Here is a 15,769-nt window from a genome sequence, read left to right as displayed (position 1 = left end):
TTAAAGAGAAGTCTTAACGTCTTTAAAGAAGAAACAACCTCTTTAGAAGAAAAGAGTAGCAACCTCTTTACCATAAAAGAGAATCAATAACCTCTTCAAAAAGAGTATAAACAAGCTTTTCGCAAATAATAATAACAAATAACAATATCAACTATCAAAAAAATGGAAAACCAAAGTAAAAATGGCAATATCATCGCCATTATCACGATGATGTTCCTCTACGCCATGATTTCGTTCGTAACGAATTTGGCTGCTCCTATCGGAGTTATTTGGAAAAATGTATTCGCTGACAGCGGAAGTGCTAACATGATCGGTATGTTGGGTAACGCCATGAACTTCTTGGCTTACCTCTTCATGGGTATCCCTGCAGGTAAGTTGCTCACCAAGATCGGTTACAAGAAGACCGCCCTCACCGGTATCGCTACCGGATTCGTAGGCGTGCTCATCCAGTTCCTTTCAGGTAATTTCGGTGCCGACATCTCAGGCTTCGCCGTTTACCTCTTCGGTGCGTTCATCTCAGGTTTCGCAGTTTGTATTTTGAATACTGTTGTAAACCCAATGTTGAACCTCATCGGTGGTGGTGGTAACCGCGGTAACCAGTTGAACCTCATCGGTGGTACATTGAACAGTTTATCCGGAACTTTAACCCCAATGCTCGTAGGTGCCCTTATCGGTACTGTTACTGCTAATACAAAAATGGTAGATGTGAACCTCGTGCTTTACATTGCCCTTGCCGTATTCGCAGCAGCATTCGTTATCTTGAACTTCATCCCTATCCAGGATCCAGAGATGGGTAAGACTACAGACAAGACTGTATTCGAGCATTCACCATGGGCTTTCCGTCACTTCAACCTCGGCGTTATCGCAATCTTCGTTTATGTAGGTGTTGAGGTAGGCATTCCTGGAACATTGAACTTCTACATTTCTGATACAACAGCAAATGGTGGTGGTTTCATCAATGGTACAGCCTTGGCAAATGCAGCAGCTATCGGTGGTTTCGTTGCAGGTACATATTGGCTCCTGATGCTGGTTGGTCGTCTTTGTTCCAGTTTTATTGCTGACAAGGTATCTAGCCGCATGATGATGATGATTGCCAATGGTGCAGGTATGATCTTTATCGTCCTCGCCGTACTTCTCGGCAAGTCAACAACAGTAGAAATGCCTGTATTTACAGGTACATCATTCCAGATGGTAACAGTGCCTATCGCAGCCATGTTCCTGGTACTCTGCGGTCTCTGCACTTCTATCATGTGGTCTTCTATCTTCAACCTTGCTACTGAGGGTCTTGGCAAGTATACAGCCCAGGCTTCAGGTATCTTCATGATGATGGTAGTAGGTGGTGGATTGATGCCATTGGTACAGAACTTCATCGCAGACAACGCTGGCTATATGGCTAGTTACATTGTTCCTCTCATCTGTATGGCATACATGTTCTTCTATGCTGTAGCTGGTTGCAAGAACATCAACAAGGATATTCCTGTTGATTAATAACACGAAATAAATTAGCCCTAAGGCTTATATAGTCTTGGGGCTAAATCATATAATCAAATCTTTAGTAACAACACAACAAAAACTTAACTAATTATGGATATTGAAAAAGTAAGAAGCCGCTTCATCAAGCATTTCGATGGTAAAACAGGTAACATCTACATGTCACCAGGTCGTATTAACCTGATTGGCGAGCATACCGATTATAATGGTGGATTTGTTTTCCCAGGTGCAGTAGATAAGGGTATCATGGCAGAAATACGTCCTAACGGAACAGATACCGTCATGCTCTACTCTATCGACTTGAAGGACCGTGTAGAATTCAAGGTTAATGATCCTGAAGGTCCACGCGCTTCATGGGCACGTTACATCTATGGTGTTTGCCAGGAGATGAAGGCATTGGGCGTTGACGTAAAGGGTTTCAATGCAGCATTCTATGGTGATGTGCCTCTCGGTGCAGGTATGTCTTCTTCTGCTGCTCTTGAAAGCTGTTTTGCTTTTGCTTTGAACGACCTCTTTGGGGACAACAAGGTTTCTAAATGGGATCTCGTTCTCGCTGGTCAGGCTACTGAGCACAAGTATGTAGGTGTTAACTGCGGTATCATGGACCAGTTTGCTTCTGTTTTCGGCAAGGAAGGTAAGTTGATGCGCCTCGATTGCAACAGCCGCGAATTTGAATACTTCCCATTCGAGCCTAAGGGCTATAAACTCTGCCTGGTAAACTCTAAGGTAAAGCACGAGTTGGCAGGTTCTCCATACAACGACCGCCGCAACTCTTGCGAAAATGTTGTTAAGCACATTGCAGCAAAGCACCCAGAAGCTAAGTTCGAAACTCTCCGTGATTGCACATGGGAGCAGTTGGAAGAGGTTCGCGCTGAGGTAGGCGAAGAGGATTACAGCCGCGCTCACTTCGTATTGGGCGAGAAGGACCGCGTTTTGGCTGTCTGCGATGCTCTTGAGAAGGGTGACTACGAGACAGTAGGTCAGAAGATGTACGAGACTCACTACGGCTTGAGCAAGGAATACGAGGTAAGCTGCGAGGAACTCGACTTCTTAAACGATGTTGCTAAGGAGAATGGTGTTACTGGTAGCCGTATCATGGGCGGTGGCTTCGGTGGCTGCACCATCAACCTGGTAAAGGACGATATCTACGACAAGTTCGTTGAGGACATTACAGCTAAGTTCACAGCTAAATATGGTCATGCTCCAGAGATTTACCCTGTAATAATCTCTGAGGGTTCTCACAAGGTTTGCTAATATATACATTATATATAATATAAGGAACTGCAGTTAGTATTGCTAACTGCAGTTTTTTTGTCCCAAATAAGACAAAAACAGGCGTTTTCATACAAATAGTGTTAAAAAGACACTTTAGAAGGAAAAAAGTTAGGGAAAACGCTTGCAGATTCGAAATAAAATTGTAATTTTACACCCAAAATGAATAGACAATAAAAAACAGCCTAAAAATGAGTACATTTAAGACCCTATTTATGGGAGTTGGTTTTGCGGCTATCGCTACCCTCTCAGCTTGTTCATCAAGCAGCAATGCAAGTCTCACACAATCTGGTTTGAATCCGGCAGATTTCGATTCAACAGTATTGGGCAAGAAGACTGAGTTAGTAACTCTCAAGAATGCAAACGGCATGGAAGTTTGCCTCACCAATTATGGTGGACGTGTCGTTTCCATTTCCGTTCCAGACAAGGACGGAAAGCCAACAGATGTGGTTCTTGGTTACGATAATATCCATCAGTATGCTGACACCCTTAACTCTCCTTCAGACTATGGTTCTTCTGTAGGACGTTATGCCAACCGTATCAAGGATGCTAAACTTTCACTTGCTGGTTCAACATACCAGTTGAAGGCAAATGATAATGGCAACTGCCTACATGGTGGTGGTGCTACAGGATGGTTGAACCAGGTTTACGACATTACAGAGAAGAACGACTCATCCGTTACCTTCATTATCAATGCGAAGGATGGCGAGAATGGTTTCCCTGGCAACGTAACAGCAACAGCTAAATATACAGTCAAGAGTGACAACACACTCGACATCGAGTTTGGCGCTACAACAGACAAAGAGACCGTTGTCAATATGACCAACCACAGTTACTTCAACTTGAATGGCGATCCATCTAAGGAAGGTTTCGATCAGATAATGTACATCAATGCAGATAAGTTTACTCCTGCAGATTCACTTTACATCCCAACTGGTGAAATCAAGAGTGTCGATGGAACCCCTATGGATTTCCGTAAACCTGCAGAAATCGGCAAGAAGGTTGATTATAACTTTGATCAGATTAAGAATGCTACAGGTTACGACCACAACTGGTGTTTGAACACATATAAGAATGGTAAGGGCGATGACAAAACAGTTTGCGCAAGCCTCTACTCACCAAAGAGCGGTATCCTTCTTGAAGTATTTACCAACGAGCCAGGCATTCAGGTTTACACCGGTAACTTCCAAGGCACAGGTATTGCCTGCAAGCATGGCATCAAGTATCCTAAACACGTAAGCGTTTGCTTCGAGAGCCAGAAATATCCTGATTCTCCAACCAAGATTGCTCAGGGTGTAAAGGATTGGACAGATGCCACATTGAAGCCAGGAGAGAAATACTATTCTCACCTCGCTTACAAATTCAGCGTTAAAAAGTAAGCGTAAGTTAGTTTAAAAGTCAGCGAACCGGCGGATAAAGTCCGCCGGAACAACTAACATCCAACAAGAAGTTTTCGCAATGACAAAAAAAAACGAAATGTGCTGGATAAGAAACTAACATAATAAGCATCCAATAAAAGAAAAGAATAAACAAATAATAATAAACAAACAATCTTATAGTAATTATGAATTGGAATTCAACAGAATTCGTATGGCTTGATTGGGCTATACTCGCCATTGGTGTTATCGGCGTAATTTGGGCTGTCTGGCACGCAATCGTGAAAGACAGAAAGGCTCAGAAAGGTGAAGACTCTTCTGCCTACCTCTTCGGTAAGGGTGAGCCATGGTATGTAATCGGTATGGCTATCTTTGCTGCCAACATAGGTTCTGAGCACCTCGTTGGTTTGGCTGGTACAGGTGCCAAGAGTGGTGTTGGTATGGCACACTGGGAGATGCAGGGCTGGATGATCCTCATCTTGGGTTGGCTGTTCGTACCTTTCTACCAGTTGCTCATTAACAAGATGGGTAAGATCATCACCATGCCAGACTTCCTGAAGTTCCGCTATACCCAGCGCACAGGTTCATGGCTCTCTATCATCACCCTCGTAGCTTACATCCTTACTAAGGTGAGCGTTACAGCCCTTACAGGTGGTATCTTCTTTGAATATCTTTGGGGCTTGAACTTCTGGGTTGGTGCCATCGGTCTGATTATCCTCACCACCATCTTCACCGTATTCGGTGGTATGAAGGGTGTGATGACATTGTCAACTATCCAAACTCCTATCCTCGTCATCGGTTCTTTCCTCGTACTCTTCCTCGGTCTCTCTACCCTTGGCGGTGGCAGCATAGCTGCTGGTTGGGCCGACATGATGGATTACTGCGGCAAGCTGAACAATGGTTATGGTACAACTCACATGTTCCACTGGGAGGCAGGTGACTCTATGTATCAGGAGTATCCTGGTTTCGTAGTATTCATCGGTGCAACCATCATCGGTTTCTGGTACTGGTGTACTGACCAGCACATCGTTCAGCGTGTACTCGGTCAGGTTCCTGGCGAGAGCAACGTAGAGGTTATGAAGCGTGCCCGCCGCGGTACTATCGCAGCCGGTTTCTTCAAGGTACTCCCTTGCTTCATGTTCCTCATCCCAGGTATGATTGCAGCCGCATTGGCTCAGAAGGGTGCCATCCAGATGAACGAGACTGATGCAGCCTTCGCCATCATGGTAAAGACCGTTCTTCCTGCAGGTATCAAGGGTATCGTAACCATCGGTTTCATCTGCGCACTCGTTGCTTCATTGGCAGCATTCTTCAATAGCTGTGCTACCCTCTTCACCGAGGACTTCTACAAACCATTGAAGAAGGGCATGTCTGAGGCTCACTACGTACTCGTTGGCCGTATCGCTACCGTAGTAGTTGTGGTTCTAGGTTTCGCATGGTTGCCAATCATGATGAAGATGGATACTTTGTACAATTATCTCCAGGGTATCCAGTCACTTCTGGCTCCAGCCATGGTAGCTGTATTTGCAATGGGTATCTTCTTCAAGAAGATTACTCCAAAGGCAGGTGAATACACCATGATTACCGGTTTCCTCATCGGTATGCTCCGCCTCGTTACCAACGTCATTACTGATACAGGTAAGGCTACAATGGATGGTGCATTCTGGGATTACACCGCATGGTTCTGGCAGACCAACTGGCTCGTATTCGAGTGCTGGTTGCTCGTATTCCTCATCATCTTCATGGTAGTAGTAAGCTGCTTCACTCCAGCTCCAAGCAAGGAGCAGGTAGAGGCAATCACCTTCACATCAGACTTCAAGAAGTCTATCCGTGAGAGTTGGAGTGCCTTCGATATTATCGGTACCCTCGTAGTAATCGGCCTCTGCGCAGCATTCTACGCATACTTCTGGTAAAATATTATTCACGTCAGGAGCAAGAAGTGAGGAGTCTGGAATTTTCTCAAAGATCAGACAAAACTGTTTCTGTTGAAAAAATCCGCGATCCTTTCTTCTCCTTCTTACTCCTTGATTTTCCTCTCGAACCTGCTCTATGAAGAGCAAGCAAAAGAACACAACTATACATACATTGAATCATTACATCAAAACAGCAGAAAGACCATGACCCAGTTTTATAATGAATACTCCAAAGTATTAGTATCCGTCGATTGTATCATTTTCGGTTTCGACGGTAGTAACCTCCAGGTACTGATAGGCAAACGCAAGATGGACCCGGGAAGAGGCGAATGGTCACTCTATGGTGGTTTCGTTGGCGCAACAGAAAATCTCGAAGATGCTGCCAACAGGGTCATCCTGGAACTTACTGGAATGAAAAACCTCTATATAAGACAAGTAGGAGCTTTCGGCCGCATCGACCGTGACCCAGGTGAGCGAGTTATCTCTATCGCCTATTGCACTCTCATCAATGTGAAAGACTATGATGACAGCCTCCGTGTAGAACACGGATTGGAATGGGTTAGTCTGAACGAACTTCCAGAACTTTACTCAGACCACAAACTCATGATCCGCAACGCTATCGCACAGATACGCCGCCGCATCAATCATGAGCCATTAAGCTTCAAACTCCTCCCAGACCTCTTTACGCTGACACAGCTTCAGCATGTATTCGAGGCAGTAATAGGCGAAGAGATTGATAAGCGCAACTTCCGCAAACGCGTGAAGGATATCGACTTCATCGAGAAAACAGAACTCATCGATAAAGTCAACTCGAAACGAGGCGCCGCCCTCTACCGCTTCAACAAGAAAGCATACGAGGAAGACCCATCGTTCAACTTGAAATAGAATAAACAACTTAAAACAAAAGATATTATGTTAGAAGAATTAAAAGAAAAAGTGTTCAAGGCAAACCTTGATCTCGTTAAGCACAACCTCGTGCTCTTTACATGGGGAAATGTAAGTGGTATCGACCGCGAGAAAGGTCTGGTTGTCATCAAACCATCAGGCGTCGATTATGACACCATGAAGGCTAGCGATATGGTAGTGGTAGACTTGGAAACAGGTAAGGTAGTAGAAGGCGATCTGAATCCATCATCAGATACACCAACTCACCTGGTTCTCTACCGCGCATTCCCAGAGTTGGGTGGCGTAGTTCATACTCACTCTACTTATGCTACCGCTTGGGCACAGGCTGGCTTGGACATCCCTAACATTGGTACAACTCATGCTGATTACTTCCACGATTGCATCCCTTGCACTGATGCGATGACAGAGGATATGATGGCAGAATATGAGCACAACACAGGTGTTGTCATCGTTGACCGTTTCAAGAAAGATAACATCAACCCAGTTCATACTCCTGGCGTATTGGTTAAGAACCATGGTCCTTTTACATGGGGTAAGGATGCTGACCAGGCTGTTTATCACGCAGTAGTAGCTGAACAGGTAGCAAAGATGGCTTTCATCTCATTCTCTGTTAATCCAAACACCACCATGAACCCATTGCTCGTAGAGAAGCACTTCAACCGCAAGCACGGTCCTAACGCTTACTACGGACAGAAAAAGCACTAATTAAAGCGTGTTTCAAATAAAGATATTAAATCACATTAACAATAACAATTAATACAACAAACAATCATGATTAAAGCATTTGAAAATTTAGAGGTATGGTTTGTAACTGGTGCACAGCTTCTTTACGGAGGCGAAACAGTTAAGATAGTTGATGGTCACTCAAAGGACATGGTAGATGGTCTGAACAACAGTGGCATCATCCCAATCAAGGTAGTTTATAAGGGCACAGCTAACTCTTCTGCAGAAGTTGAGGCTGTCATGAAGGCTGCCAACAACGATGAGAAGTGCGTAGGTATCATCACATGGATGCACACCTTCTCTCCAGCTAAGATGTGGATCAAGGGCTTGCAGGCTCTCGAGAAGCCTCTCCTCCACTTCCACACTCAGTACAATGCAGAACTCCCTTGGGATTCTATCGATATGGATTTCATGAACCTCAACCAGTCAGCCCACGGCGACATCGAGTTCGGTCACATCTGCACCCGTATGCGCATCCCTAGAAAGGTAGTTGTAGGTTACTGGAAGAGCGAAGAGGCTCAGAAGCAGATTGCAACATGGGCTCGCGTAGCTGCTGGTGTTGCTGATGCTCACAACGTACGCTGCTTGATGTTCGGTATGAACATGAACAACGTTGCCGTAACAGATGGTGACCGCGTAGAGTTCGAACAGCGCTTGGGTTACCACGTAGATTACTACCCAGTATCTTCACTCATGGAATACTACAAGAAGGTAACTGATGCAGAAGCTGATGCTCTCGTTGAGGAGTACAAGAAGGAGTACACCATCAAGATTGATGAGTCTGGCGAGGAAGTTTATTGGGAGAAGGTGAAGAACGCAGCTAAGGCTGAGATCGCTCTCCGTCGCGTATTGAAGGATGAGAACGCAGTAGCATTCACAACCAACTTCGATGACCTCGGCGATGCTGACATCGACGATCCAAACTTCTGCGGTTTCGACCAGATTCCTGGTTTGGCTTCACAGCGCCTGATGGCAGAGGGTTATGGTTTCGGTGCAGAGGGTGACTGGAAGACAGCTTGCCTCTACCGCACACTCTGGGTAATGAACCAGGGCTTGGAGAAGGGTTGCTCATTCCTCGAGGACTACACACTCAACTTCGCTGCCGACCGCACATCTAGCCTCCAGAGCCACATGCTCGAGGTATGCCCATTGATTGCAACAGACAAGCCAAAGCTCGAGGTTCACTTCCTCGGCATCGGTATCCGCAAGCAGCAGACTGCCCGTTTGGTATTCACATCTAAGACAGGTAAGGGTGTTAAGGCAACTGTAGTTGACCTCGGCAACCGTTTCCGTCTCATCGCAAGTGAGGTAGAGTGCATCGAGCCAAAGGCAATGCCTAAGCTCCCTGTAGCTTCAGCTCTCTGGGTTCCACAGCCAACCTTCGAGATTGGTGCAGGTGCTTGGATCCTCGCTGGTGGTACTCACCACAGTGCATTCTCTTACGATATCACTGCTGAGTACTGGGAAGACTTCTGCGAGATTCTCGGTATTGAGTTCGTCAACATCGACAAGAACACAACTATCAGCAGCTTCAAGCAGCAGCTCCGCAACAACGAGATTTACTACATGCTCAACAAGGCGTTGAGATAATTTAAGTGAAGAGTGAAGAACGAAGAGTGAAGAATTCCATTGCTTTTCTCTTTGTTCCTTACATTAAAGAAAGAATCAATAATGAGCGCAAAAACTATTATAGAATCAGGTAAGGCCATTCTCGGTATCGAGTTTGGCTCTACCAGAATCAAGGCTGTCTTGATCGACACCGACAACAACCCTATCGCACAGGGTAGCTTTGAGTGGGAAAACCAGTTGGTTGATGGTCTCTGGACTTACAGCATCGACACAATCTGGAAAGGTTTGCAGGATTGTTATGCCGACCTCCGCAAGAACGTGAAGGCTGAGTACGACTGCGAAATCAAGCAGTTGGCTGCCATCGGTATTTCTGCGATGATGCACGGCTACATGGCTTTCGGTAAGGATGAGAACATTCTCGTTCCTTTCCGCACATGGCGTAACACCAATACAGCCAAGGCTGCAGCTGAACTTTCAGAACTCTTCCACTTCAACATCCCATTGCGTTGGAGTATCTCTCACGTATATCAGGCTATCCTGAATGGTGAGAACCACATCAACAAGATTGACTTCCTTACCACTCTCGCCGGTTATATCCACTGGCAGCTCACAGGCAAGAAGGTTTTGGGCGTAGGCGATGCATCAGGTATGCTCCCTATCGACTCTAACACCAACAACTACGATGCAGAGATGGTAGCTAAGTTCGATAAGCTCATCGAGCCTAAGAACCTGGGCTGGAAGATTCTCGACATTCTCCCTGAGGTGCTGAACGCAGGCGAAGATGCTGGCGTATTGACCGAGGAAGGTGCAAAGAAGCTCGACCCATCAGGCACACTCCAGGCAGGCACCCCACTCTGTCCTCCAGAAGGTGATGCAGGTACTGGTATGGTAGCTACCAACGCTGTACGTCAGCGCACAGGTAACGTCAGTGCAGGTACATCTTCTTTCTCTATGATTGTATTGGAGAAAGCCTTGAGCCAACCTTACGAAGTCATTGATATGGTGACTACTCCAGACGGTAGCCCTGTAGCAATGGTTCACTGCAACAACTGTACTTCCGACCTCAATGCATGGGTAGGTTTGTTCAAGCAATATCAGGAGTTGCTCGGTGTTCCAGTAGATATGAACGAGGTATTCGGCAAGCTCTACAACCACGCTCTTGAAGGCGATGCTGATTGCGGAGGATTGATTGCTTACAACTATATCTCTGGTGAGCCTGTAACAGGTCTTGCAGAAGGTCGTCCTATGTTCGTACGTTCTGCCAACGACCACTTCAACCTTGCCAACTTCATGCGTGCCAACCTCTATGCTTCAGTAGCTGTATTGAAGATTGGTAACGATGTATTGTTCAAGGACGAGAAGGTACAGGTAGATCGCATCACAGGTCATGGCGGTTTGTTTAAGACCAAGGGTGTAGGTCAGCGCATCCTCGCTGCAGCCATTAACTCCCCTATCTCTGTCATGGAGACAGCAGGCGAAGGTGGTGCATGGGGTATCGCTCTGCTCGCAGGTTATCTCGTTAACAACGAAGAGAAGTTGAGCCTGGCAGATTATCTCGACAAGAAGGTATTTGCAGGCAATACTGGTGTAGAGATTGCACCTACTGCCGAAGATGTAGCCGGTTTTGATAAATATATTGAAACCTACAAGGCTGGTCTTGCTATCGAAAAGGCAGCAGTTGAGAACAAAAAGTAACTAAACGATAAATACGTTTGTGGGGATTCTACCTCCACAAACGTATTATACTAAAAATCGACAACAATTAATAAGAACAATGATGAAGAAACTATTCGCTACCACATTGCTTTCAACAGCAGTTGCATTCTCAGCTCAAGCTCAGGATGTAACAGGAACAATCCATGCCAACCAGGGAACACAGAAAATCAATAAAGAGATTTATGGCCAGTTTGCCGAGCATCTCGGAAGTTGCATCTATGGTGGTCTTTGGGTAGGTCCTGATTCTAAGATTCCTAACACTCAGGGTTACCGCAACGACGTGCTCCAAGCCCTCAAGGACCTGAAAGTGCCTGTATTAAGATGGCCTGGAGGATGCTTCGCTGACGAGTATCACTGGATGGATGGTATCGGTCCACGTGAGAAGCGACCAAAGATGCAGAACAACAACTGGGGTGGAACCATTGAGGACAACTCTTTCGGTACACACGAGTTTCTGAATCTCTGCGAGATGTTGGGTTGCGAGCCTTACATCAGCGGTAACGTGGGTTCCGGCACTGTTGAGGAATTGGCAAAGTGGGTGGAATATATGACCAGCGATGGAGATACTCCTATGGCAAAACTCCGCCGACAGAACGGCCGCGACAAGGCTTGGAAGGTAAAATACCTCGGTGTTGGTAACGAAAGTTGGGGCTGCGGTGGCAACATGCGTCCTGAGTATTATTCAGATCTCTTCCGCCGCTACTCTGTTTATTGCCGCAACTATGACGGGAACCAGCTCTATAAGATTGCATCTGGAGCGAGCGATTACGATTATAACTGGACTAAGGTATTGATGGACCGTATCGGCAACCGTGCCAACGCCATCTCTCTACATTATTATACAGTAACAGGCTGGTCAGGCAGCAAGGGTTCTGCCACCAAGTTCAACAATGAGGATTACTACTGGACCATGGGCAAGGCGCTCGGCATAGAAGATGTCATCAAGAAGCACGAGGCTATCATGGACAAGGCTGATCCAAAGAAGCAGGTAGCCCTCCTCGTTGACGAATGGGGAACCTGGTGGGATGAGGAGCCTGGCACTATCAAGGGCCACCTCTATCAGCAGAACTGTATGCGCGATGCCTTCGTTGCAGCACTCTCGCTGAATGTATTCCACCGCCATACAGAGCGTGTGAAGATGACCAATATCGCACAGATTGTCAACGTACTCCAATCAATGATCCTGACAGATACAAAGGGAACAGGTCACATGGTTCTGACTCCAACCTATCATGTATTCAACATGTACAAGGACTTCCAGGAGGCAACCTATCTCCCAATGGATGTAAAGTGCGACTCTATGGATGTTCGCGGCGATGATCATGCAAAAGATGGAAGAAAGATTCCATTGGTATCTACTTCAGCAGCCAAGAAGGCAGATGGAACCATTGTGGTTGCTCTTGCCAATGTCAGTCTTGACAAGGCTCAGCAGGTAGAGTTTAATCTGGATGGTGCAGCTGCTCCAAAAACTGTAACAGGACAGATTCTTTCCTGCAACAAGGTGAGCGATTACAACGACTTCGCACACCCGGATGTAGTGAAGCCTGCAGTTTTTAAGGATGCAAAAGTAAAGAAAAACACCCTTAAGGTAAAAATTCCTGCAAAATCTATCGTAGTTTTGAAAATAAAATAGTATCTTTGAAGGCGAAAAAAGGAAGTATCCTTCTTTTGAGTAGCCTTCAGAGCTAGAAAAACAAGAATATTTCAGCAGAAATAACAACAATAATAAATATAAAATTATGAACGACATTAAAGTAATGAATCATGCAGCTGATAACATCCGTATCTTGGCTGCTTCAATGGTAGAAAAGGCAAATTCCGGTCACCCAGGTGGTGCTATGGGTGGTTCTGACTTCATCAACGTGCTCTTCTCTGAGTACCTGGTTTATGATCCAGCAGATCCAACATGGACTGGCCGTGACCGCTTCTTCCTCGACCCAGGTCACATGAGCCCTATGCTCTATGCTGGTTTGGCTTTGCGTGGTTTCTTCTCTATGGAAGACCTCAAGCAGTTCCGCCAGTGGGGTTCTGTAACTCCTGGTCACCCAGAGCTCGACCTTCAGCGTGGTATCGAGAACTCATCTGGTCCTCTCGGTCAGGGTCATGCCCTCGCAGCTGGTGCAGCTGTTGCAGAGAAGTTCCTCGAGGCTCGTCTGGGTTCAACCATGATGCAGCACAAGATCTACGCATACATCTCTGATGGTGCTGTAGAGGAAGAGATTTCTCAGGGTGTTGGTCGTATCGCCGGTAACCTCGGTCTGAACAACCTCATCATGTTCTACGATTCTAACGACATCCAGCTCTCTACAGAGTGTGGCGTTGTTATGAACGAGGATACAGAGATGAAGTACAAGGCTTGGGGCTGGAATGTCATCAAGATCAACGGTAACGACGTAGCTCAGATTCGTGAGGCGCTCGATGCTGCCCAGAAGGAGCAGGACCGCCCTACCCTCATCATCGGTAAGACCGTAATGGGTAAGGGTGCTCTCCGCGCAGACGGCACAAGCTACGAGGCTTGCATCAATACTCACGGTGCTCCTCTCGGTGGCGACGCTTACGTAAATACTATCAAGAACCTGGGTGGTGATCCTGAGAATGCATTCGTTATCTTCGACGATGTAAAGGAAATCTACGCTAAGCGTGCTGAGGAGTTGAAGAAGATCGTAGCTGAGCGCAAGGCTGCAGAGGCTGAGTGGCGCAAGGCTAACCCAGAGAAGGCTGCCCAGATGGATGAGTGGTTCAGCGGCAAGTCTCCTAAGGTAGACTGGAGCAAGGTTGAGCAGAAGGCTGGTTCAGCTACACGTGCAGCATCTGCTGCTTGTCTCGGCGTTTTGGCAGAGCAGGTTCCTAACATGATCTGTGCTTCAGCTGACCTTTCTAACTCTGATAAGACAGACGGTTTCTTGAAGAAGACCAAGAGCATCGTTCGCGGTGACTTCTCTGGTGCTTTCTTCCAGGCTGGTGTTGCAGAGTTGACTATGGCAGATATGTGTATTGGTATGATGCTCCACGGAGGTGTGGTTGCAGCAATGGGTACATTCTTCGTATTCTCTGATTATATGAAGCCAGCTGTACGTATCGCAGCCCTGATGCAGGTTCCAGTGAAGTTCATCTGGACTCACGATGCATTCCGCGTTGGTGAGGATGGACCTACTCACGAGCCAGTTGAGCAGGAAGCACAGATTCGCCTCATGGAGAAATTGAAGAACCACGCAGGTAAGGACAGCGTTCGCGTATTCCGTCCAGCTGATGCTGACGAGACTACAGTTTGCTGGAAGCTCGCTATGGAGAATGTTGAGACTCCTACAGCTTTGATCTTCTCTCGCCAGGGCATCGCTAAGTTGCCAGAGGGAACAGACTATGAGCAGGCAGCCAAGGGTGCTTACATCGTAGCAGGCAGCGACGAGAATCCAGACGTTATCTTGGTAGCTAGCGGTTCTGAGGTTTCTACATTGGAGGCTGGTTGCGAGGCTTTGCGTGCCGACGGCATCAAGGTTCGCGTGGTAAGTGCTCCATCAGAGGGCTTGTTCCGCGGTCAGAGCAAGGAATATCAGGAGAGCGTATTGCCAAAGAACGCTAAGATCTTCGGTATGACTGCCGGTCTTCCTGTAACACTCCAGGGTCTCGTAGGCGCTAATGGTAAGGTTTGGGGTATGGAGAGCTTCGGTTTCTCAGCTCCTTACAAGGTACTTGATGAGAAGCTCGGTTACACAGGCGAGAACGTTTACAAGCAGGTAAAGGCTTTCTTGGCAGAGGCTTAATTAGCATAAACTAAACAGGAGTTGGAAGCTGGAGTTGGAGATTTTGCAGGATGGCAGATTTCCATTTCCGGCATCCGACTCCTTTCACTCTTTTAATATTAACCTTGTGAAGGATAAGGGTTTACCCCGTTTTCTTCACTTAAAAACTTAAGTATTATGGAAGTAAAGACAGTTGGTATTGCATGCGATCACGCAGGTTTTCCATTGAAGCAATTTGTATTGGAATATTTGGAAAAGAAGGGTTATCCTGTAAAGGATTATGGTACATACAGCGATGCGAGTGTAGACTATCCTGACTTCGGTCATGCTCTTGCTAAAGGCATTGAGAGCGGCGAAGTATATCCAGGTATCGGCATTTGCGGCAGCGGCGAAGGTATCGCCATGACATTGAATAAGCATCAGGGTGTACGTGCCGGATTGGCATGGTGCAAGGAGATTGCTCATTTGGTTCGTCAGCACAACGATGCCAACGTATTGGTACTTCCAGGTCGTTTCGTAGACAACAAGACCGCCGAGGCTATTCTCGACGAGTTCTTTGCCACAACATTCGAGGGTGGCCGTCACGAGCGTCGCGTCAAGAAGATTCCTGTTCAGCAGTAAAGTTCTGAATGGATAAAAAAGAATTAAGGCTGAGTCATCGCATGATGGCTCAGCCTATTTTTATGGAATACGGACATACCAAGAAGCTTTTTACGACACATGAACAACTTCAATAAATGCACGCAAGCGTAAGATACAATCGCAGAATGCGGAAGAAGTTGTCAGAAAAGACAGATGAAGTTGTCGGAAAAGATAGTATAGGTTATCGGAGAAGTTAACTCCGTAGGCCGCACAACAGCTGTTGTGCGCTTGCATAACAGCTGATATGCGCTCGCACAACACCTGTTGTGCATGCGTAGACCAGCTGATGGACGCCTATAGCAAACCAACATTACTCGCTGATGTTTTTATCAATCATTTAGCCACTAAAAACACAGTTCTATTTGTTATTTTACCGGAACAACCCTATGTCAAAGAAACAAAAAAAAGGGATGCCACACTA

Annotated in this window: 11 protein-coding genes; all 11 read left to right on the top strand. The window is 46.4% G+C overall.

The features are described from left to right. The first annotated feature begins 162 nt into the window (after positions 1-162). The 11 genes from KUA48_RS00555 to rpiB all read left to right on the top strand — a co-directional run bounded on the left by KUA48_RS00555 (position 163) and on the right by rpiB (position 15,327). Positions 163-1,488 (top strand): MFS transporter, encoded by a 1,326-nt coding sequence (locus KUA48_RS00555; protein ID WP_118254908.1) that lies wholly within the window; start codon positions 163-165, stop codon positions 1,486-1,488. Between the two features lie 96 nt (positions 1,489-1,584). Further along, on the top strand, positions 1,585-2,745 hold the full coding sequence (gene galK, locus KUA48_RS00550; protein ID WP_118254907.1) for a galactokinase: 1,161 nt from the start codon (positions 1,585-1,587) through the stop codon (positions 2,743-2,745). Positions 2,746-2,954: 209 nt separating this feature from the next. Next, a complete protein-coding gene (locus tag KUA48_RS00545; RefSeq protein WP_118254906.1) occupies positions 2,955-4,142 on the top strand; it encodes an aldose epimerase family protein in 1,188 nt (395 codons plus the stop codon). Positions 4,143-4,327: 185 nt separating this feature from the next. Next, positions 4,328-6,052, top strand: coding sequence for a sodium:solute symporter (locus KUA48_RS00540; protein ID WP_218415021.1), 1,725 nt, complete (start codon positions 4,328-4,330; stop codon positions 6,050-6,052). 204 nt (positions 6,053-6,256) lie between these two features. Next, positions 6,257-6,937 (top strand): NUDIX domain-containing protein, encoded by a 681-nt coding sequence (locus KUA48_RS00535; protein ID WP_040552774.1) that lies wholly within the window; start codon positions 6,257-6,259, stop codon positions 6,935-6,937. Between the two features lie 27 nt (positions 6,938-6,964). Next, positions 6,965-7,663, top strand: a complete 699-nt coding sequence (locus tag KUA48_RS00530) for an L-ribulose-5-phosphate 4-epimerase (protein WP_006846778.1) — start codon at positions 6,965-6,967, stop codon at positions 7,661-7,663. 66 nt (positions 7,664-7,729) lie between these two features. Further along, positions 7,730-9,271, top strand: a complete 1,542-nt coding sequence (gene araA / locus KUA48_RS00525) for an L-arabinose isomerase (RefSeq protein ID WP_117693122.1) — start codon at positions 7,730-7,732, stop codon at positions 9,269-9,271. A gap of 81 nt (positions 9,272-9,352) precedes the next feature. Further along, positions 9,353-10,945, top strand: coding sequence for a xylulokinase (locus KUA48_RS00520; protein ID WP_118254904.1), 1,593 nt, complete (start codon positions 9,353-9,355; stop codon positions 10,943-10,945). 79 nt (positions 10,946-11,024) lie between these two features. Next, positions 11,025-12,599, top strand: coding sequence for an alpha-N-arabinofuranosidase (locus KUA48_RS00515; RefSeq protein WP_218433091.1), 1,575 nt, complete (start codon positions 11,025-11,027; stop codon positions 12,597-12,599). Positions 12,600-12,705: 106 nt separating this feature from the next. Then, a complete protein-coding gene (locus KUA48_RS00510) occupies positions 12,706-14,727 on the top strand; it encodes a transketolase (protein ID WP_218433093.1) in 2,022 nt (673 codons plus the stop codon). 156 nt (positions 14,728-14,883) lie between these two features. Further along, complete coding sequence (gene rpiB / locus KUA48_RS00505; protein ID WP_006846783.1) at positions 14,884-15,327, top strand: ribose 5-phosphate isomerase B; 444 nt, start codon at positions 14,884-14,886, stop codon at positions 15,325-15,327. Positions 15,328-15,769 lie beyond the last annotated feature (442 nt).

This window comes from Segatella copri, from assembly GCF_019249795.2.
Lineage (GTDB): Bacteria > Bacteroidota > Bacteroidia > Bacteroidales > Bacteroidaceae > Prevotella > Prevotella copri_B.
The sequence above is the reverse complement of the archived record's forward strand: the minus strand, read 5'-3'. Positions and strand labels throughout refer to the sequence as shown.